The sequence below is a fragment of the Salipiger sp. IMCC34102 genome, assembly GCF_004145405.1.
Lineage (GTDB): Bacteria > Pseudomonadota > Alphaproteobacteria > Rhodobacterales > Rhodobacteraceae > Loktanella.
This window is the reverse complement of the sequence record NZ_SELQ01000003.1, coordinates 186376-207462: the sequence shown is the minus strand read 5'-3', so window position 1 is coordinate 207462 and position 21087 is coordinate 186376. Positions and strand designations below refer to the sequence as shown.

Sequence of the window (21087 nt, the reverse complement as noted above, 5' to 3'; positions counted from 1 at the left end):
TCTGGCAAAATAAACGCCCGCCGGAGGCTCCGTCGTTACCCTCCTCTTCCCACCGCCCGATCGAACGCCTAGCGTCGCATCCATGTCCTTGCACGCAAGTTACCCGGCCCTCTCCGACCTGAAATCCCGCGCCCGCGCCCGGATCCCGCATTTCGTCTGGGAGTATCTCGACAGTGCCACGGGCGACGAATCGACGCTGCACCGAAACCGCGCCGCCCTCGACGCGGTGCTGCTGCGGCCCTCGATCCTGCACGGCGAGTTCGACCCCGACCTCTCCGCAAGGCTTTTGGGCCGGACCCATCCCCTGCCCTTCGGGATCGCGCCCGTCGGCATGTCCGGGCTGATCTGGCCGGGGGCGGAGGCTTCTCTTGCCCGTCTCGCCGCGGCCGAATCCCTGCCCTACGGTCTGTCCACCATGGCGACGCAGACGCCCGAGGACGTCGCCCCGCACCTCGGGGCCGACGGCTGGTTCCAGCTTTACCCGCCCCGCGATCCGGAGATCCTGCGAGACATGCTGGATCGGGCGCGGGCGGCGGGGTTCCGCGTGCTGGTCCTGACGGCGGACGTCCCCGTCGCCTCGCGCCGCGAACGGCAGACCCGCGGGGGTTTGACCAATCCGCCGAAGATCAAGCCGTCGATGCTGGCCGACCTCGCCCGCCGCCCGGCCTGGGTCGCGGGGATCGCACGCCGTGGCATGCCCCGCCCGAAGCTGATGGAAGGCTATTCCACCCATCGCGGCGCCCTGCCGTCGAATGCGCATATCGGCTACCTGCTGCGCACCTCGCCGAACCGGGACTATCTTGCCCGGCTGCGTGCCGCCTGGGACGGCCCGCTGGTTGTGAAGGGCGCGATGGACGCGGAAGATGCCCCGATGCTGGAACAGGCCGGGGTCGATGCGATCTGGGTCAGCAATCACGCGGGCCGCCAGTTCGCCGCGGCGCCTGCGACCGCGACCGTCCTGCCCGCGATCCGCGCCGAAACGTCCCTGCCGATCATCGCCGATTCCGGGGTCGAGGGCGGGCTGGATATCCTGCGGATGATCGCCCTCGGGGCGGATTTCGTGATGCTGGGGCGGGCGTTCCACTACGGTCTCGGCGCCCTTGGAGAGGCGGGTGCCGCCCATGCCGTCGACATCCTGCGACAGGACCTGATCGCCAACATGGGGCAGCTGGGCACCCGCCGGCTTGTCGATGTGCGCGACCGCCTGATCCGCTAGGCGCCCCACTGGACATCGCCTTGGGGTGCTTACACAATGCTGCAACCGCATAAGGATCGCAGACATGGCCGACTTCCAGAAAATCCTCATCGCCAACCGCGGAGAAATCGCGATCCGCGTCATGCGCGCCTGCAACGAGATGGGCAAACGCACGGTCGCCGTCTTCGCCGAAGAGGACAAGTTGAGCCTGCATCGCTTCAAGGCCGACGAGGCCTACCGGATCGGTGAGAGCTTGGGTCCGGTGGCGGCCTACCTCTCGATCGAGGAAATCATCCGCGTGGCCAAGATGTCGGGCGCGGACGCGATCCACCCCGGCTACGGTCTTCTGTCCGAGAACCCGGATTTCGTCGACGCCTGCGCCGAAGCGGGGATCACCTTCATCGGCCCCAAGGCCGAAACCATGCGCAAGCTGGGCGACAAGGCCAGCGCGCGTCGCGTCGCCATCGAGGCGGGCGTGCCGGTCATCCCCGCCACCGAGGTGCTGGGCGAGGACATGAAGGTCATCCGCAGCCAGGCGGACGAGGTCGGCTACCCGCTGATGCTGAAAGCCTCCTGGGGCGGTGGCGGGCGCGGCATGCGCCCGATCCAGTCCGAGGCGGAGCTGGAGGACAAGGTCCGCGAAGGCAGGCGTGAAGCCGAGGCCGCCTTCGGCAACGGCGAGGGCTATCTGGAAAAGATGATCCTCAAGGCCCGCCACGTGGAGGTGCAGATCCTGGGCGACAGCCACGGCCAGATCTATCACCTGTGGGAGCGCGACTGCTCGGTCCAGCGGCGTAACCAGAAAGTCGTCGAACGCGCTCCCGCCCCCTACCTGAGCGAGACCCAGCGCGAGCGGATCTGCAACCTCGGCAAGAAGATCTGCGCCCATGTGAACTACGAATGCGCGGGTACCGTCGAGTTCCTCATGGATATGGACTCGGGCGAGTTCTACTTCATCGAGGTGAACCCCCGCGTGCAGGTCGAACACACCGTGACCGAGGAAGTCACCGGCATCGACATCGTTCGCGCCCAGATCCTGATCGCCGAAGGCAAGTCCATCGTCGAGGCGACGGGCTGCGCCAGCCAGTACGACGTGCAGCTCGACGGCCACGCGCTGCAATGCCGCGTCACGACCGAGGATCCGCAGAACAACTTCATCCCCGACTACGGCCGGATCCAGATGTACCGCACGGCGACCGGACCGGGCATCCGCCTGGACGGCGGCACGGCATATTCGGGTGCGGTCATCACGCGCTATTACGACAGCCTGCTGACCAAGGTGACCGCCCGCGCGCCCACGCCCGAGATGGCGATCGCCCGCATGGATAGGGCGCTGCGCGAGTTCCGCATCCGCGGCGTCAGCACCAACATCGCTTTCGTCGAGAACCTGCTCAAGCACCCGACGTTCCTCAGCAACGAGTACCACACGAAGTTCATCGACGAGACGCCCGAGCTCTTCGAGTTCAAGGCCCGCCGTGACCGTGCGACGAAGATCCTGACCTACATCGCCGACATCACCGTGAACGGGCACCCCGAGACCGCGGGTCGCACACAGCCCCCCGCCGAGGCCAAGCTGCCCCGCGCGCCGGTCAAGACGACGACGGACGTTCCCGAAGGTACGCGCCAGATTCTCGACCGGGACGGCCCCGCCGCCGTGGCGCAGTGGATGAAGGACCAGCCGCACCTGCTGATCACCGACACCACCATGCGCGACGGGCATCAGTCCCTGCTGGCGACGCGCATGCGCTCGATCGACATGATCACCGTAGCCCCCGCCTACGCCACGAAGATGAGCCAGCTCTTCAGCGTCGAATGCTGGGGCGGTGCAACCTTCGACGTGGCCTACCGCTTCCTGCAGGAATGCCCCTGGCAGCGCCTGCGCGACATCCGCGCGAAGATGCCCAACATCATGACGCAGATGCTGCTGCGCGCCTCGAACGGCGTGGGCTACACGAACTATCCCGACAACGTGGTGCAGGCCTTTGTGAAGCAGGCCGCGACCTCGGGCGTGGACGTCTTCCGCGTCTTCGACAGCCTGAACTGGGTAGAGAACATGCGCGTCGCGATGGACGCGGTGATCGCGGCGGACAAGGTCTGCGAAGGCACGATCTGCTACACCGGCGACATGCTCGACCCCGACCGGTCGAAGTACGATCTCAAGTACTACGTCGGCATGGCCAAGGACCTGGAAGCCGCGGGCGCGCACGTCCTGGGCCTCAAGGACATGGCGGGGCTTCTGAAGGCGCCCGCCGCGCGCCAGCTCGTGACCGCGCTCAAGGAAGAGGTCGGCCTGCCGATCCACTTCCACACCCACGACACCTCGGGCGCGGCCATCGGCACCGTGCTCGCCGCCTCCGCCGCCGGGGTGGATTGCGTGGATGCCGCGATGGACGCCCTGTCGGGCAACACCAGCCAGCCGACGCTGGGCTCCATCGTCGAGGCGCTCAAGCACGATCCCCGCGACACCGGCCTCGACATCGCCGCGATCCGCGAGATTTCGAACTACTGGGAACAGGTGCGTGCGCATTACGCCGCCTTCGAGAGCGGCCTTCAGGCGCCTGCGTCGGAAGTCTACCTGCACGAGATGCCCGGCGGCCAGTTCACCAACCTCAAGGCGCAGGCCCGCTCCCTGGGGATCGAGGATCGCTGGCACGAAGTCGCGCAGACCTACGCCGACGTGAACCGGATGTTCGGCGACATCGTGAAGGTGACGCCGTCGTCGAAGGTCGTGGGCGACATGGCCCTGATGATGGTCAGCCAGGGCCTGACCCGCGAGGAGGTCGAGGACCCTGCGGTCGACGTCTCCTTCCCCGACTCGGTCGTGGACATGATGAAGGGCAGCCTGGGCCAACCCCCGGGCGGCTGGCCGGAGGGGATCCAGAAGAAGGTCCTGAAGGGCGAAAAGCCCCTGACCGACCGGCCCGGCAAACATCTGAAGCCGGTCGACCTGGATGCGGCCCGCGCGGAGCTTTCGGCCAAGGTCCCCGGCGACATCGACGACGAGGACCTGATGGGCTACTTGATGTATCCCAAGGTCTTCACCGACTACGCGGCGCGGCACGACCTCTACGGTCCCGTGCGGACCCTGCCGACGCGGACCTTCTTCTACGGCATGGAGCCCGGAGAGGAGATCAGCGCCGAGATCGACCCCGGCAAGACGCTGGAAATCCGCATGCAGGCCGCCTCGGAGATCAACGAGGATGGCGAGGTGAAGGTCTTCTTCGAACTCAACGGACAGCCCCGCACGATCCGGGTGCTGAACCGTCTTGCCGCGGCCGACAAGGTCAGCCATGCCAAGGCGGAGCTCGGCAACCCCGATCACGTGGGCGCACCGATGCCCGGAGTCGTGGCCACTGTCGCGGCCCAGGTCGGTGCCAAGGTGAAGAAGGGCGATCTTCTGCTGACCATCGAGGCGATGAAGATGGAGACGGGCCTGCACGCCGAACGCGACGCCACCATCAAGGCCGTCCATGTCGGCGCGGGATCGCAGATCGACGCCAAGGACCTGCTGGTGGAATTCGAAAGCTGAGCCCGTCGCCCCTGCTGCGGAGCCGATCCGCGGCAGGGGCGTTCCATCGTCCGCCGGTCGCCCGCGGGCGCGGAGTGGATCTGTCGCTCTTCGGGAAGGCGCCCGATGCCGGGACCGATCAGCCTGCGGCTGGATCACCGCCCCGAAGATCCGGCCACATGCGAAGGATCGCGCCAGGGGCGCCCTTCACGCTCGGCCAGGATCACGCTGGTTGCGGGCTTTCGAGACAGAGGCGGCACGACCTCGTCCCGCCGCCCCCGTTTTCCTGTCAGAGTTCCGCGTTAGCCGCGGGACGCCACCTTCGACTGGTAGTCGTCCAGCTTGCCGATCAGCGCCTGCCCCGTGGGAGCGTCCATGCGGTCGCAGAACTCGGCCCAGACCGCGCCGAAAGGCAGGTCCTTGAGCTCCTCGGTCATCGTGAAGCGGGTGGTGAAGTCCATCTCGTCCTCGGCCTTGCGCAACCGGTCCAGCGGACGCAGCAAAGCCTGCAACAGCGCCTTTTGCATGTTGCGCGTGCCGATGACCCAGGCCGCGGTCCGGCTGATCGTAGCATCGAAGAAATCGAGACCGATGTGGGTCCGGTCCAGCAGATCGCCCGCGATCAGCTCCTGCGCCATGATCTGGATGGAATCGTCCAGCAGGATCACGTGGTCGCTGTCCCACCGCATGGGCCGCGAGACGTGCAGCAGGAGCTCGTCCACCGACAACGCCACAGCGGAGAGCTTGTCGGCCACGCTCTCTGTCGGATGGAAATGACCCATGTCGAGGCACAGGACCGTGCCGTTTCGGATCGCGTATCCCATGTAGAATTCGTGGCTGCCGACGGTGCAGGCCTCGACCCCGATCCCGAAAAGCTTGCTTTCCACCGCGTCCTTCATCCCGTCCAGCGGCGTGTCGAACATCGCATCGAGTGCCGCATCCAGCCTGCGCCGGGCGGCCATCCGGTCGACGGGCACGTCCTTGTAGCCGTCGGGCACCCAGACGTTGTTGATGGAAGGACTGTCCAGCTCCTGCCCGAAGCGCGCGGCGATCTCGCGGCTGCGGCGGCCATGCTCGATCCAGAAGTCGCGGATGCCTTGATCGGGGTGCGACAGGGTCAGGTTGTCGTCGGCCTTCGCATGGGCAAAGAACGTCGGATTGAAGTCGAGCTTCACCCCCGCCCCTTTCGCCCAGTCGACCCAGGGGGCGAAGTGGGCATACTCGATCTCGTCCCGGTCGGGCGTCCGGTCGGTGTCCATGTACATCGCGTGCAAATTCAGCCGGTGCTGCCCCGGGATCAGCCCGTAGGCGAAGTCCAGGTCGGCGCGCAGCTCGTCCGGGGTCCGCGCGCGGCCGGGATGGTTGCCGGTCGCCTGGATGCCGCCGCCAGAGGAGCCTGTGCGGGTCTCGAACCCCACCACGTCGTCGCCCTGCCAGCAGTGCATCGAAATGGGGATCGTCTTCAGCCGGTCGATGGCGGCCTCGGTGTCGACGCCCCAGTCGGCATACATGGCCTTCGCCAGATCGTAAGCTCTCGTCATGGTATCCTCCCTTGCCGCGCCTTACCGCGTGAACGCCTGCACGTTGCCCGCATCCACGTTGATGATGTTGCCCGTCGACTTGGCAGAGGTATCGGCGGCCAGGAAATAGGCGGCCTCCGCGATGTCCTCGGGCAGGACGGAGCGCTTGAGCATCGAGCGTTTGCGATACATCTCCTCCAGCCCCTCCTTGTCGGTGCCGTAGGTGCTGGCCCGCTGGTCGAGCCAGTCGCCCTCCCAAATCTTCGACCCGCGCAGCACGGCGTCGGGATTCACCACGTTCACACGGATGCCCGCCTCTGCCCCTTCCAGCGCCAGGCAGCGCGCCAGGTGGATCTCTGCCGCCTTGGCGGTGCAATAGGCGCTGGCGTTGGGCGATGCGGCGAGCCCGTTCTTGGAGGCGACGAAGACGACAGCTCCCCCGATGTCCTGCACCCGGAACAGCTTGAACGCCTCGCGGCTGACCAGGAAATAGCCCGTGGACAGGATGTCCATGTTCTTGTTCCACAGCGCAAGCGAGGTCTCCTCCACCGGCGCGGAGGATGCGATGCCCGCGTTGGACACCAGGATATCGACGCCGCCCAGTTCCACGGCGATCTCGGCGTAGGCGGCCTGAACGGCCTCCTCCTGGGTGACGTTCATCTGCACCGTGCGCACGACATCGGGGCCGAAGCGCCCGGCGAGGGTCTCGGCCGTGGAGGCGAGTGCTGACTCGTCGATGTCGGCCAGCATCACGCAGGCTCCTTCGGACAGGTAGCGCGCCGCCGTCGCGGCCCCGATCCCGCCTGCCCCGCCGGTGACCAGCGCCACGCGACCGGCGAGCGACTTGGGCTTGGGCATGCGCTGCAACTTGGCCTCTTCCAGAAGCCAGTACTCGATGTCGAAGGCTTCCTGTTCGGGCAGGCCGGTGTATTCGTCCACCGTGTCGGCTCCGCGCATCACGTTGATCGCGTTGACGTAGAACTCGCCCGAGATGCGCGCCGTGGCCTTGTCCTTGGCGAAGGTGATCATTCCCACGCCGGGCACGAGATAGACCACCGCGTTCGGATCGCGCATGTCGGGACTGTCGGGCCGCTTGCAGCGGTCGTAATAGGCGGCGTAGTCGGCGCGGTAGGCGGCGATCTGGTCGGAAAGACCGGCCAGCACGTCGTCCACGTTGCCCTTGGCGGGATCGAAGTCGATCACAAGCGGCCGGATCTTGGTGCGCAGGAAGTGATCCGGGCAGGACGTGCCCAGCGCGGCAAGCGGCGGCATGCCCTTGGCGTTCACGAACTCCAGCACCGCGTCCTCGTCGTTGAAATGGCCCACCATGTGCTGGTTGCCCGACACGAAGCCTCGGATCGCGGGCATCAGGCGGGCGGCCACCGCGCGGCGGGCGGCCGGGTCCAGGCTTTCGTGCGCGGCACCGCCGAAGATCGTCTGGCCTTCCATCCGTGCGCCCAGCCAGGCGGTCGCCTCGTTGATGACCTCGATGGTCTTGTCGTAGCACGCCTTGGCGGTGTCGCCCCATGTGAACAACCCGTGCGAACCCAGGACCACGCCTTCCGCCTGCGGGTTCTTGGTGCAGAAATCTTCCAGCCACAAACCAAGCTCGTAGCCGGGCTTCTTCCAGGGCAGCCAGCCGACGCGATCGCCGAAGATCTCGCGCGTCAGCCGTTCGCCGTCCTTGGCCGCGGCGATGGCGATGATCGCGTCGGCGTGGACGTGATCGACGTGCGTGCGGGGCACGTAGGCATGCAGCGGCGTGTCGATGGAGGCCGCCCGCGGGTTCAGGTTGAAGGTGCAATGCGGCAGGTAGCCCACCATCTCGTCCTCGAACTCCACCCCGCGGTAGAGGCCCTTCAGCGCCCGCAACTTGTCCATGTAGAGCGTCGAGAAGCCCGACATCTCGATCGAGCCGATGTCGCCGCCCGACCCCTTCACCCAAAGCACCTCGACCTCTTCGCCGGTCAGCGGGTCCTTCTGCATGACCTTGGCCGAGGTGTTGCCCCCGCCGTAGTTCGTCACGCGCTTGTCCTGTCCCAGGATGTTCGAGCGGTAGAGCAGCAGTTCGGGCTCGCTCATGCCGCGGGCCTTGTCCTCGTCCCAGCGGTTCTCGAGCAGATCGGTGGCGGTCTTGGTCATGCGGTCCTCCCTTGGGGGCTGCCGTCGCCCCGATGTCAGTCCCGACTTTGGTGCGGCGATCCGGGATCGAAGTCAATCATAAACGCTCACAACCGTTCATGCTGCACCGCAGAATGAGTGCTCGTGATCGAAAGTGATTGACAGGGCGCGTCTTGATCGATCAGTCTCGGGACCAGGGAGGATCACATGCACGAAAAAGAACGGCACGGCATCATTCTGTCCGCGATCCAGGATCGACCTGTCGTGACGGTGGCCGATCTATGTGCCTTGACCGAAGCCTCCGAAGCCACGATCCGGCGGGACATCGCCGCGCTTCATCTGCAAAAGAAGCTGCGGCGCGTCCGCGGCGGAGCCGAGGCGATCAGCCCGCCCACCTTCGTGGGCCTCGCCGGACGGCCCTTCGCGATCAACGAGACCCTGCACGCCGCCGAGAAACAGGCCATCGCCCGCGCCGCTGTGGATCTGTGCAAGGATGGCGAGTCGATCATCATCAACGGCGGCACCACGACGTTCCAGATGGTCCATCCGCTGGCTTCGCGCCGGTGCCAGATCTTCACCAACTCCTTCCCCATCGCCGAGCATCTGCTCAAGCATTCCAAGAACACGATCATGCTTTCCGGAGGCGCGATCTACCGCGAACAGAACATCATCCTGTCGCCCTTCGACAACGACGTGACGCGCAATTTCTACGCCCGGCGCATGTTCATGGGCGCGCAAGGCCTGGGCCCCATCGGCCTGATGGAGGCCGACCCCCTGCTGATCCAGGCCGAACAGAAACTGATCAACCAGGCCGACGAACTGGTCGTGCTGGTGGATTCATCGAAATTCGAGAACCGCTCCAGCCTCGTGCTCTGCCCGCTGGAGCGGATCGATACGGTCATCACCGACGACCGGATCTCGGACAAGACCGCCGCCATGCTCGAGGGCGCGGACATCACCTTGATCGTCGCCCAGTCGGGCGGCGCTCGCGGCGAGACGGACAGCCAGTCCGGATCGTAACTTTCCATGGGAGGAAACCTGAAATGAAACGTCGTACCTTCACCACCCTCGTCGCGGGCCTCGGCTTGACCGCCAGCCTGATGGGCACCTCGGCCATGGCGCAGGACAACATGCGCATCGCGCTGGTCGTCAAGGCGCTGGGCATCGGCTTCTTCGAGGCCGCCGCCGAAGGCGCTGAGGAAGCAGCCGCCGAGCTTGGCGACACCGAGATCATCTATACCGGCCCCACCGACACCACCGCCGAAGGCCAGATCGAGGTCATCAACAGCCTGATCGCCCAGAACGTCGACGCCATCGCGATCTCGGCCAACGATCCCGACGCCGTGGCGCCCGCGCTGGAACGCGCGATGCAGCGTGGCATCACGGTCATCAGCTGGGATTCGGGCGTCGCCGAAAGCGGGCGCGAGATGCACCTCAACCCCTCCTCGAACGAGCTGATCGGCAACATGATCATCAAGCTCGCCGCCGACAACCTGCCCGACGGCGGGCAGGTCGCGATCCTGTCGGCCAGTGCGACGGCCACGAACCAGAACATCTGGATCGAGGAGATGAACAAGGTCATGGGAGACTACCCCGGGATCGAGGTCGTGGCGACCGTCTACGGTGACGACCTGGCCGACAAGTCCTACCGCGAGGCACAGGGCCTGATGCAGTCCTACCCCGACCTCGACGCGATCATAGCACCCACGTCCGTCGGCATCGTGGCCGCCGCCCAAGCGGTCGAGGATGCGGGCAAGGCCGGAGAGATCAACGTCACGGGCCTTGGCCTGCCCTCCGAGATGGCCGGCGCGATCGAGTCCGGCGCCTCCCGGTCCTTCGCGATCTGGAACCCGATCGACCTGGGCTATTCCGCCGTCATGATTGCCCACGCGCTGGCCACCGACGAAGCGACCGCTCAACCCGGCGCCAGCATCCCGATGGGCCGCATGGGCGAAGTGACGCTGGACGAGACGACCTCCGGCGCGATGGCCGATCCCTTCGTCTACGACAGCTCGAACATCGACGAGTTCAAGTCGATCTTCTGATCCCGAACGGTCCCGGTCCTCTCACCGGGGCTACGCGATCCTTACCGCTCCGGCCACGGGCCGGGGCGGTGCCTTCCCCGCCCTTTCGCCGCAGGATCCTCGATGCCCGCTCTCGCCACGACACCGGCGGACGCCACGCCCGTCCTCGCCCTCGACCGCGTCACCAAGACCTTTCCCGGTGTCACCGCGCTCGACGAGGTGAAGCTGGGCCTCTACCCCGGCGAGGTGACGGCACTCGTCGGAGAGAACGGGGCCGGCAAGTCCACGGTCGTCAAGATCCTGACCGGCATCTATCAGCCCGACGGCGGAGAGATCCGCATCGACGGCGAAGCCACGCGGTTTCCCACGCCCCGCGACGCCACCGCGGCGGGCATCACCGCGATCCACCAGGAAACCGTGCTTTTCGACGAATTGTCGGTGGCCGAGAACATCTTCCTCGGGCACGCCCCGCGCCGCACCTTCGGCCTGATCGACTGGACCGTGATGGAAACCCGCGCCCGCGAGATCCTGGAGAGCATCGGCGCGAAACTCGATCCGCGCACGAAGCTGCGCGAACTTGGCATCGCCAGCAAGCACCTCGTGGCGATCGCCCGCGCCCTCTCGGTCGACGCCCGCGTCGTCATCATGGACGAGCCCACCGCCGCATTGTCGCATACCGAGATCCACGAGCTCTACGAGCTGGTCGAAAAACTCAAGGCACAGGGCAAGGCGATCCTGTTCATCAGCCACAAGTTCGACGAGATCTTCCGCATCGCCGACCATTACACCGTGTTCCGCGATGGCCAGTTCGTGGGCGAGGGCCATGTCTCGGAAATCGACGAGGCCGCATTGGTCACGATGATGGTGGGCCGCGACGTCTCCGCCGTGTTCCCGGACCGCGAGGCCCGGATCGGGGAGGAGGTCCTGCGGGTCACGGACTACGCCCATCCGACCGAGTTCGCCGACATCAACTTCGACCTGCACCAAGGTGAAATCCTTGGGTTTTACGGCCTCGTCGGCGCCGGCCGGTCGGAGGTCATGCAGGCGCTCTTCGGCATCACGAAACCGAGCGCGGGCCAGATCCACATCGACGGCCAGCCGGTCACGCTCAACTCGCCCGCCGATGCGATCGCGGCGGGGCTGGTCTACGTCCCCGAGGACCGCGGCAAGCAAGGTGCGATCACCGCCCTGCCGATCTTCCAGAACGTCACGCTGCCCTCGCTGGGTCGCACGTCGCGGGGCGGCTTCCTGCGCATGGCAAGAGAGTTCGACCTTGCGCGCGAGTACACCCGGCGCCTCGATCTGCGCGCGGCCTCGCTCGACACCGAGCTTGGCACGCTGTCGGGCGGCAATCAGCAGAAGGTCGTCATCGCCAAGTGGCTGGCGACGCAGCCCAAGATCATCATCCTCGACGAGCCCACCAAGGGTATCGACATCGGCTCCAAGGCCGCGGTGCATGCCTTCATGGCGGAACTCGCGGCGCAGGGGCTCGCCGTCATCATGGTCAGCTCGGAAATCCCGGAAGTGCTTGGCATGTCCGACCGCGTCATCGTGATGCGCGAGGGCCGGATGGCGGCCGAGCTTTCGGGCGCGAAGATGACCCCCGAAACCCTCGTGCGCCACGCGGCCGGAATCTGATCATGCTGAAACGTCTTCTCACCTCGCGCGAAATGCTGCTCTTCGGGGCGGTGGCGGCCTTGTGCGCGCTGATCGCGACCCGCTTTCCGGGGTTCGTCGCACCCGGCAACCTGCTGCGCGTGTTCAACGATACCTCGCCGCTGATCCTGCTGGCGATCGGCCAGATGATCGTGATCCTGACCCGCTGCATCGACCTGTCGGTGGCGGCCAACCTGGCGCTTTCGGGCATGTGCGTGGCGATGCTCAACGTGGCCTATCCCGATCTGCCGATCCCGGTGATCATCGCCGTGGCGGTGGGTCTCGGCACGCTGATGGGAATGTTCAACGGCATTCTCGTGTGGAAACTGGCGATCCCGCCCATCGTCGTGACTCTGGGCACGCTGACCATCTACCGCGGCATTATCTTCCTCGTCTCGGACGGCAACTGGGTGAACAGCCACGAGATGTCGGCCGCCTTCAAGGCTTTCCCGCGGGCCGAAGTCCTGGGCCTTCCGGTGCTGGGCTGGACCGCGATCCTGGCGATCGTCGTCTTCGGCCTCGTGATGACGCGCACGACGCTGGGCCGGGCCTTCTACGCGGTGGGGGGCAACCCCCATGCCGCGACCTACACCGGCCTGAACGTCGGTCGCAGCCAGTTCTGGGCCTTCACCATCAGCGGCGCGCTGGCGGGGCTTACCGGGTATCTTTGGGTGTCGCGCTATGCGGTGGCCTATGTCGATATCGCCGGCGGATTCGAGCTCGACGTTGTCGCGGCCTGCGTGATCGGTGGCGTCTCCATCGCGGGGGGCATCGGAACGGTGGGCGGGGCGGTGCTGGGCGCGCTGTTCCTGGGCGTGATCAAGAACGCGCTGCCGGTCGTGAACATCTCTCCGTTCTGGCAGATGGCCATCTCGGGGGCCGCGATCATCATCGCCGTGGCGCTGAACGCCCGCGCGACACGAGAAAAAGGCCGCATCATCCTGAAATCCGCGGAGAAACCGGCATGAGCCTGACCGACCACGCCACCGGGCGCGCGATCCCCGACCGCCTGCGGACCCCGCTCGACAAGCGGATCAAGAGCTGGGAGACGCTGCTGCTGATCGTGGCCGTCGCGATCTTCATCGCCAACAGCTTCGCCTCGCCCTACTTCCTGAACGCCTGGAACCTGTCGGACGCCACCTTCAACTTTACCGAGAAGGCGATGATCGCCTTCGCCATGGCGCTGCTCATCATAGCAGGAGAGATCGACCTGTCCGTCGCCGCGATCATCGCGCTGGCCTCCACCGCGATGGGGGCGGCCGTGCAGGCGGGGGCGGGCACGCCGGTGCTGATCGCGGTGGGCCTGGGCACGGGGGTGCTGTGCGGCGCCTTCAACGGGGTTCTGGTGACCCGGCTGGGCCTGCCCTCGATCGTGGTGACCATCGGGACCATGAGCCTGTTCCGGGGGCTGTCCTACATCGTCCTGGGCGACCAGGCCTACGGCGGCTACCCTTCCGATTTCTCCTATTTCGGGCGCGGCTACGTCTTCTGGGTGATCTCGTTCGAATTCGTGCTCTTTGCGCTGATCGCCGTGATCTACGGGATCGTGCTGCATACGACGAACTTCGGCCGCGCGGTCTATGCCATCGGCAACAACCCGACGGGGGCGCTCTTCTCGGGCATCCGGGTGGCGCGGGTGAAGTTCATCCTCTTCCTGCTGACCGGCCTGATGTCGGGCCTTGCCGCGGTCTGCCTGACCTCGCGGCTGGGCTCGACCCGGCCCTCCATCGCGATGGGGTGGGAGCTCGAGATCGTCACCATGGTCGTCCTGGGCGGGATCAACATCCTCGGCGGGTCGGGCACGATCCCGGGCGTCGTCATCGCGGCCTTCGTCATGGGTCTGGTCACCTTCGGCCTCGGCCTGCTGAACGTGCCGGGCATCGTGATGTCGATCGTCATCGGCGCGCTTCTGATCGGGGTCATCGCCCTGCCCCGCCTCTGGGCCATGCGGAGAAGATGATGGAGAAACACGCCTTCAAGATGCACCTCAACCCCGGTTGCCGGGACGCGTACAAACGTCGCCACGACGAGATCTGGCCCGAGCTGGTCGCCCTGCTGAAGGACGCCGGCGTGTCGGATTACTCGATCCACCTCGACGAGGAGACGGACATCCTCTTCGCGGTGCTTTGGCGGACCGATGATCACGGGATGGACGCCTTGCCGCAGACGGACGTGATGCAGCGTTGGTGGGCGCATATGGCCGACCTGATGCACACGCAGCCCGACAATTCACCCGTGGCCACCCCGCTTACCCCGATGTTCCACCTGCCATGACCACCCGCGTCGCCGTCATCGACATCGGCAAGACCAACGCGAAGCTGGCGCTCGTCGATCTGTCCGATCTGGCCGAGATTGCCGTCGTCACGCGCCCCAATGCCGTGCGCCCTGGACCACCCTGGCCGCACTTCGACCTCGACGGACATTGGGATTTTCTGCTGGACGCGCTCGGCCAATTTCACGCGGCGCAGGGCATCGACGCGATCTCGGTCACGACCCATGGCGCGGCGGCGGTGCTGCTGGATGCGAAGGGCGCGCTCGCCGCACCGATGCTGGATTACGAACACGACGGCCCCGAAGCGACGGCCTTCGACTACGAGGCGATCCGTCCGCCCTTCGCAGAGACCGGCTCGCCCCGCCTGCCCGCCGGCCTGAACCTGGGCGCGCAGTTGCATTGGCAGTTGCAGGATCCGGAGCTTAACGCGCGCGTCGCCCACGTCGTGACCTACCCGCAATACTGGGGCTACCGGCTGACCGGCCAGCTTGCCAGCGACGTGACCTCGCTGGGCTGTCACACCGACCTTTGGGCACCATTCGCGGGCCGGGCTTCCACGCTGGTCGATCGGCTGGGCCTGGCCGGACGCCTGGCCCCGGCGCGCATCTCCTCCGAGGTGCTGGGCCCGATCACACGCGAGATCGCCGCCCGCACCGGCCTGCCCGCGGGCACGCCCGTCACCTGCGGCATCCACGACAGCAACGCCTCACTCTATCCGCACCTGGCGGGACGTGCGGCCCCCTTCTCGGTCGTCTCGACCGGGACCTGGGTCATCGCGATGGCCGTGGGAGGCGCAGAGACGACGCTCGACCCCGCGCGCGACACGCTGGTGAACGTGAACGCCAAGGGCGATCCCGTCCCCTCCGCCCGGTTCATGGGGGGCCGCGAGTTCGAGCTTCTGCGCCCCGGGACCGCGCCCGCGATCACGCAGGCCGACCGCGACGAGGTGCTGTCAGGTCTCTTCATCCGCCCGGGCACCGTTCCGGGCACCGGTCCCTTTCCCGACCACGAAGGGGGGTTCACGAAAGAGCCCGTGACCGAAGGCGCGCGGATGCTGGCGTTGTCGTGGTACCTCGCCTTGATGACGGATACCTGCCTGTCGCTCATCGGCGCACAGGGCCCCGTGATCGTCGAAGGCCCCTTCGCACGCAACGATGACTACCTTGCCATGCTCGGCGCCCTGCGCGGCGAGGTCGAGGCCAGCGCCTCGGCCACCGGAACCTCGGTCGGCAGCGCGCTGCTGGTGGCACCGGGGCCGAAGCGTCCGGCGGGCCGGCGTATCGCACGGGGCGACGCGAAGCCGCTGCGTACCTACGCCGAAACCTGGCGCCGCATGATGGAGACCTCATGAGACTGACCGACTGCCACAATCACGCTGATTTCAGGCGCCTGGCCAAACGCCGACTGCCCTCGCCCATCTTCGACTACATCGACGGCGGCGCGGACGATGAATCTACCCTCGCGCGCAACGCGGCGAGCTTCGGAGAGGTCGACCTGATCCCCAACGTGCTGCGCGGGGTGGAAGAGGTGGACCTTTCGGTTACCGTCATGGGGCAAAAGCTCGACCTGCCGGTCTATTGCTCGCCCACGGCCCTGCAACGCCTGTTCCACCACGACGGCGAACGCGCCACCGGCGCCGCCGCCGCGAAGTTCGGGACCATGTTCGGCGTATCCTCGCTGGGCACCGTCAGCCTGGAAGAGCTGCGGAAGAAACATTCCAACCCGCAGGTCTACCAGTTCTACTTCCATAAGGACCGTGGGCTGAACCGCGCCATGATGCAGCGCGCCAAGGAAGCCGGCGTCGAGGTCATGATGCTGACCGTCGACAGCATCACCGGCGGCAACCGCGAGCGCGACAAGCGCACGGGCTTCTCGATCCCGTTCCGCCTGAACGCGCGCGGCCTTGCGCAGTTCGTCATGAAGCCCGCCTGGGGGATCAACTACATCAGTCACGACACCTTCGCGTTGCCGCAACTGGACGCGCATGTGGACATGGGCGGCGGCACCGCCTCCATCGGGCAATACTTCACCGAGATGCTGGATCCCGCGATGAACTGGGACGACGTGGCCGAAATGGTCGAGATGTGGGGCGGTCCGTTCTGCCTGAAGGGCGTGATGGCCGCCGAGGATGCCGTGCGCGCGGCCGACATCGGCTGCGCCGGGGTCGTGATCTCGAACCACGGGGGGCGGCAGCTCGACGGATCGCGCTCGCCCTTCGACCAGTTGGACGAGATCGTGCAGGCCGCGGGCGACCGACTGGACGTCATGCTGGACTCGGGCGTGACCCGCGGCAGCCACGTGCTCAAGGCGCTTTCTCTGGGGGCCAAGGCCGTCGGGTTGGGGCGCTACTACCTCTTCCCGCTGGCCGCCGCCGGCCAACCGGGGGTCGAACGCGCGCTGGGCCTGATGCGCGACGAATTGATCCGCGACATGCGCCTGATGGGCCGCACCCGCATCGACCAGCTGACCCGCGACAACCTGCGCTTCCGGGACGGCGCCGAACCGCGCGCCTTGGCGGGCCGCTGACCTTCCGATCGGGCAGCACCCGCTGTCCGGTCAGTCGGTTTCCGTCACCGCCGGATCGAAGCGTGAAAGCACGCCGTCGATCCCCTGCTCCAGCCTGGCGAAATCCGCCCCGAGCCGCGCTTCGACTTCCCCCTGAAAAGCCGCGGCCAGCGGCAACAGATCCCGCATCATCTGCCGGCCTTCGTCGGTCAGCGTCAGGTGCACCAGCCGCCTGTCCGTGTCGTGGGCGCGCTTGGCGATCAGGCCGCGCGTCTCCAGCCGCTTGCAGGTGCGGCTGACCTTGGATTTCTCCATCGCCACGCGCGCCTCGATATCCCGGACCGAGGCGCCGCCCGAATGGGCGAGATGCACCAGCACCCGCCAGTCAGGAATCGAGATCCCGAACCGGTCCCGGTACTGCCGCGCCAGAAGCTCGCTCAGCCGCTGCGCCACGACCGCAAGCCGGTAGGGCGTGAAGGCCATCAGGTCGAATTCGGTCGGCGGGTCATCGGTCATCGCGGGTCCTTTCGGTCACCTCATGCAAAGGCAACACGGCGGGGTTTTGCAAGGCCGGGAAAATTCGTTGCATATGCAATGATGTCTTGCTACCGTTTCCGCAACGCAATGGAGGAGCCCTTGCCATGAAAGACCAAGCCCCCCAGACCGGCCTGACCCGCGCCGCCACACCGACCGCGTTGCACGACGGCTACATGCCCGGCTTCGGCAACGATTTCGAGACCGAGGCCCTGCCGGGCGCCCTGCCCGACGGACGAAACAGCCCGCAGAAATGCGCCTACGGCCTTTACGGCGAGCAGCTTTCCGGCACCGCCTTCACCGCCCCCAGCCACCAGAACGAGCGGACCTGGTGCTACCGCATCCGGCCTTCGGTGAAACACGTCGGCCGCTTCGCGCAGATCGAGATGCCGTACTGGAAATCCGCCCCCCACGTGGATCCGGAGGTGACTTCGCTCGGGCAATACCGCTGGGATCCGGTGCCGCATTCGGACGAAAGCCTGACCTGGCTGACCGGCATGCGCACGATGACCACCGCGGGCGACGTCCACACCCAGGTGGGGATGGCCGCGCATATCTACCTCGTCACGGCCTCGATGGAGGACGAGTATTTCTTCTCTGCCGACAGCGAGCTGCTGATTGTCCCGCAGGAAGGCCGGTTGCGGATCTGCACCGAACTGGGCGTCATCGATCTCGAACCCAAGGAAATCGCGATCCTGCCCCGCGGTCTCGTCTACCGGGTCGAACTGGTCGAAGGTCCCGCCCGCGGCTTCGTCTGCGAGAACTACGGTCAGAAGTTCGAGCTGCCCAGCCGCGGCCCGATCGGCGCGAACTGCATGGCCAACCGGCGCGATTTCAAGTCGCCCGTCGCCGCCTTCGAGGATCGCGACGCGCCCTCCCGCGTCGTGGTGAAATGGCAGGGTCAGTTCCACGAGACGCATATCGATCACAGCCCCCTGGACGTGGTCGCCTGGCACGGCAACTACGCGCCGGTGAAATACGACCTGCGCACCTATTGCCCGGTGGGGGCCGTGCTCTTCGACCACCCCGATCCGTCGATCTTTACCGTGCTGACCGCGGCCTCTGGCGTCGAGGGCACCGCCAACATCGACTTCGTCCTGTTCCGCGAACGCTGGGGCGTGGCCGAGGATACGTTCCGCCCGCCGTGGTACCACAAGAACGTCATGTCCGAGCTGATGGGCAACATCTACGGCCAGTACGACGCCAAGCCCAACGGCTTCGCGCCGGGCGGCATGAGCCTGCACAACATGATGCTGCCCCACGGCCCCGACAACGAGGCCTTCGAGGCGGCGACCTTCGCCGATCTCAAACCGCAGAAACTCGAGGACACGATGTCCTTCATGTTCGAGACGCGCTTTCCCCAGCACCTGACCGCCTTCGCCGCCCACGAGGCGCCGCTGCAGGACGATTACATCGACTGCTGGGACAGCCTGAAGAAACGCTTCGACGGCACCCCGGAAGGAGACTGGTCATGAGTCTGCGCCGCAGCTGGGTGGACAGCGCCAACAGCGCCGATACCGACTTCCCGCTGAACAACCTGCCCTATGGCGTGTTCTCGACCGCACAAGACACCCAGCCCCGCTGCGGCGTGGCGATCGGCGACACGATCCTCGACCTGGCGGCGGTGGAGGCGGCGGGCCTGATCGACCTGCCCGGCGGCCCCCTCATGGACCTTGGCCGCTGGAATCCCGTGATGGCCGCGGGGCAAGAGGTTTGGGCCGCCCTGCGCAACCGGTTGACCGACCTGCTGGCCGAAGGCGCCGCGGAAGAAGGCGACCTGCGTCCCCACCTCGTAGCCCAGGCGGATGCGGTGATGCACCTGCCCTTCGACGTGGCCGAGTACACCGACTTCTACGCAAGCTACCACCACGCCACGAACGTCGGCACCATGTTCCGCGGGGCGGAGAACGCGTTGCCACCCAACTGGTTGTCGATCCCCATCGGCTATAACGGGCGGGCCTCCTCGGTCTGCATCTCCGGCACCGACATCCGCCGCCCCTGGGGTCAGCTCAAGGGGCCGAACGACGACGCCCCGCGCTTCGCCCCCTGCAACCGCTTCGACATCGAGCTCGAACTTGGCGCCATCGTGGGCACGTCCTCTACCGGGCCGGTGACCGTCGCACAGGCCGACGAGATGATCTTCGGCTACGTGCTGTTGAACGACTGGTCCGCGCGGGACATCCAGGCGTGGGAATACCAGCCGTTGGGTCCGTTCCAGGCCAAGGCGACGGCCACCAGCCTCAGCCCCTGGATCGTCACCCGCGCGGCACTCGAGCCCTTCCGCACCGGCACGCCCGAGCGGCAGCGCGACCTTCTGGACTACCTTAAGGAGCCTGGCCCGATGCTCTACGAGATCGACCTCGCGGTGGACCTCGCCCCCGATGGCGCGGACCCCGTGACCATCGCGCGGACGAATTACGACCAGATGTATTACTCCGCGGCCCAGCAGCTGGCGCATCATACCACCAGCGGCTGCCCCATGCGAACGGGCGACCTGCTTGGATCCGGCACGATCTCGGGCCCCGAGAAGGACCAGCGCGGCAGCCTGCTGGAACTCAGCTGGGGCGGCAAGGAACCCTTCGCCGTGGGCGATCAGACCCGCAGCTTCGTCGAGGACGGGGACACGCTGACCCTGCGCGGTGCCGCGAAGGGCGACGGCTACCGCGTGGGCTTCGGGGCCTGCACCAACCGCGTTCAGCCCGCCCTGCCCGATCCTTACGCGCGCTGATCCTCGCTTTTTTCGAAATACTCCCGCCGGAGGCGTCCGCCACCGGCCTTCAGACCAAAGGTTAGACAACATGGCAAAAGCCTTCGCATCCGCCGGCGACATGGCCGACAAGAAGATCAGCTTCACGAAAGTGGGCGAAGGGCTCTACGCCTTCACCGCCGAGGGCGATCCCAACACCGGTGTCATCATCGGCGACGACAGCGTGATGATCGTCGAGGCGCAGGCCACCCCGCGCCTGGCCCGCATGGTGATCGAGAAGGTCCGCGAGGTGACCGACAAGCCGATCACCCACCTCGTGCTGACCCATTACCACGCCGTGCGCGTGCTGGGGGCCGAGGCCTACGGCGCGCGCGAGATCATCATGACCGACACCGCCCGCGCCATGGTCGCCGAACGTGGGCAGGAGGACTGGGACAGCGAGTTCGAACGCTTCCCCCGTCTCTTCCAGGGCCACGAGGAGATCCCCGGCCTGACCTGGCCCACCACGACCTTCAGCGACTCGATGACCGTCTACCTGGGCAACCGCCGGGTCGACATCATGCACTTGGGCCGCGCCCATACGGCGGGTGACGCGGTGGTCTGGGTCCCCGACCAGGAGGTCATGTTCACCGGCGATATCGTCGAATACCACTCGGCCTGCTACTGCGGCGACGGGCATTTCGCCGACTGGTCCGACACGCTGGCCAACATCGCGGCCTTCGAGCCGAAGTCGATCGCGCCGGGCCGCGGCGACGCGCTCGTCGGCGAGGAGATGGTCGCCAAGGCGCTTGCCGCGACGGAGGATTTCGTCCGCTCGACCTACAAGCCCGTGGAACGCGTCGTGGGCCGCGGCGGATCGCTGAAGGATGCCTGGGACGCCGTGCGCGCCTCCTGCGACGACAAGTTCGCCGATTACGCGATCTACGAACATTGCCTGCCGTTCAACGTGGCCCGCGCCTACGACGAGGCCCGCGGCATCGACACGCCGCGCGTCTGGACCGCCCAGCGCGACAAGGAGATGTGGGCCCAGCTGCAAGGCTGAGCC

Annotated in this window: 16 protein-coding genes; 13 read left to right on the top strand and 3 right to left on the bottom strand. The window is 66.6% G+C overall.

Annotated features, from left to right (window positions below):
* Window positions 1-82 precede the first annotated feature (82 nt).
* Window positions 83-1216: an alpha-hydroxy acid oxidase gene (locus tag EU805_RS08600; protein WP_129763563.1), complete on the top strand. Its 1134-nt coding sequence runs from the start codon at window positions 83-85 to the stop codon at window positions 1214-1216.
* Window positions 1217-1280: 64 nt separating this feature from the next.
* On the top strand, window positions 1281-4724 hold the full coding sequence (locus tag EU805_RS08595) for a pyruvate carboxylase (protein ID WP_129763562.1): 3444 nt from the start codon (window positions 1281-1283) through the stop codon (window positions 4722-4724).
* 281 nt (window positions 4725-5005) lie between these two features.
* Here EU805_RS08595 and EU805_RS08590 read toward each other — a convergent pair whose 3' ends face one another.
* Together EU805_RS08590 and EU805_RS08585 are read right to left on the bottom strand one after the other, a co-directional pair.
* A complete protein-coding gene (locus tag EU805_RS08590) occupies window positions 5006-6244 on the bottom strand; it encodes an L-rhamnose isomerase (RefSeq protein ID WP_129763561.1) in 1239 nt (412 codons plus the stop codon).
* A gap of 21 nt (window positions 6245-6265) precedes the next feature.
* The gene (locus EU805_RS08585) at window positions 6266-8365 is read right to left on the bottom strand and encodes a bifunctional rhamnulose-1-phosphate aldolase/short-chain dehydrogenase (protein WP_129763560.1); all 2100 of its coding nucleotides are present in this window, start codon (window positions 8363-8365) and stop codon (window positions 6266-6268) included.
* Between the two features lie 186 nt (window positions 8366-8551).
* Between EU805_RS08585 and EU805_RS08580 the strand changes: the two genes are divergently transcribed.
* The 8 genes from EU805_RS08580 (at window position 8552) to EU805_RS08545 (ending at window position 16822) form a co-directional block, all read left to right on the top strand.
* Window positions 8552-9364: a DeoR/GlpR family DNA-binding transcription regulator gene (locus EU805_RS08580; RefSeq protein WP_129763559.1), complete on the top strand. Its 813-nt coding sequence runs from the start codon at window positions 8552-8554 to the stop codon at window positions 9362-9364.
* A gap of 23 nt (window positions 9365-9387) precedes the next feature.
* The gene (rhaS, locus tag EU805_RS08575) at window positions 9388-10389 is read left to right on the top strand and encodes a rhamnose ABC transporter substrate-binding protein (RefSeq protein ID WP_129763558.1); all 1002 of its coding nucleotides are present in this window, start codon (window positions 9388-9390) and stop codon (window positions 10387-10389) included.
* 102 nt (window positions 10390-10491) lie between these two features.
* The gene (locus EU805_RS08570; RefSeq protein WP_129763557.1) at window positions 10492-12006 is read left to right on the top strand and encodes a sugar ABC transporter ATP-binding protein; all 1515 of its coding nucleotides are present in this window, start codon (window positions 10492-10494) and stop codon (window positions 12004-12006) included.
* Between the two features lie 2 nt (window positions 12007-12008).
* The gene (locus EU805_RS08565) at window positions 12009-12992 is read left to right on the top strand and encodes an ABC transporter permease (protein WP_207208089.1); all 984 of its coding nucleotides are present in this window, start codon (window positions 12009-12011) and stop codon (window positions 12990-12992) included.
* Complete coding sequence (locus tag EU805_RS08560) at window positions 12989-13984, top strand: ABC transporter permease (protein ID WP_129763556.1); 996 nt, start codon at window positions 12989-12991, stop codon at window positions 13982-13984. The genes EU805_RS08565 and EU805_RS08560 overlap by 4 nt, the downstream gene beginning before the upstream one ends.
* Window positions 13984-14298, top strand: a complete 315-nt coding sequence (gene rhaM / locus EU805_RS08555) for an L-rhamnose mutarotase (RefSeq protein ID WP_129763733.1) — start codon at window positions 13984-13986, stop codon at window positions 14296-14298. The genes EU805_RS08560 and rhaM overlap by 1 nt, the downstream gene beginning before the upstream one ends.
* A complete protein-coding gene (locus EU805_RS08550) occupies window positions 14295-15647 on the top strand; it encodes an FGGY-family carbohydrate kinase (RefSeq protein WP_129763555.1) in 1353 nt (450 codons plus the stop codon). Before rhaM ends, EU805_RS08550 begins: the two co-directional genes overlap by 4 nt.
* Window positions 15644-16822, top strand: a complete 1179-nt coding sequence (locus EU805_RS08545; protein WP_129763554.1) for an alpha-hydroxy acid oxidase — start codon at window positions 15644-15646, stop codon at window positions 16820-16822. The genes EU805_RS08550 and EU805_RS08545 overlap by 4 nt, the downstream gene beginning before the upstream one ends.
* 30 nt (window positions 16823-16852) lie before the next feature.
* Here the strand turns inward: EU805_RS08545 and EU805_RS08540 are convergent, their stop codons facing one another.
* Window positions 16853-17317, bottom strand: a complete 465-nt coding sequence (locus tag EU805_RS08540) for a MarR family winged helix-turn-helix transcriptional regulator (RefSeq protein ID WP_129763553.1) — start codon at window positions 17315-17317, stop codon at window positions 16853-16855.
* 125 nt (window positions 17318-17442) lie between these two features.
* Between EU805_RS08540 and hmgA the strand changes: the two genes are divergently transcribed.
* From hmgA to EU805_RS08525, 3 genes are all read left to right on the top strand, one after another.
* Window positions 17443-18810 (top strand): homogentisate 1,2-dioxygenase, encoded by a 1368-nt coding sequence (gene hmgA / locus EU805_RS08535; protein WP_129763552.1) that lies wholly within the window; start codon window positions 17443-17445, stop codon window positions 18808-18810.
* Window positions 18807-20063 (top strand): fumarylacetoacetase, encoded by a 1257-nt coding sequence (fahA, locus tag EU805_RS08530; protein ID WP_129763551.1) that lies wholly within the window; start codon window positions 18807-18809, stop codon window positions 20061-20063. Before hmgA ends, fahA begins: the two co-directional genes overlap by 4 nt.
* A gap of 70 nt (window positions 20064-20133) precedes the next feature.
* Complete coding sequence (locus EU805_RS08525) at window positions 20134-21084, top strand: MBL fold metallo-hydrolase (RefSeq protein WP_129763550.1); 951 nt, start codon at window positions 20134-20136, stop codon at window positions 21082-21084.
* Window positions 21085-21087: the final 3 nt, after the last annotated feature.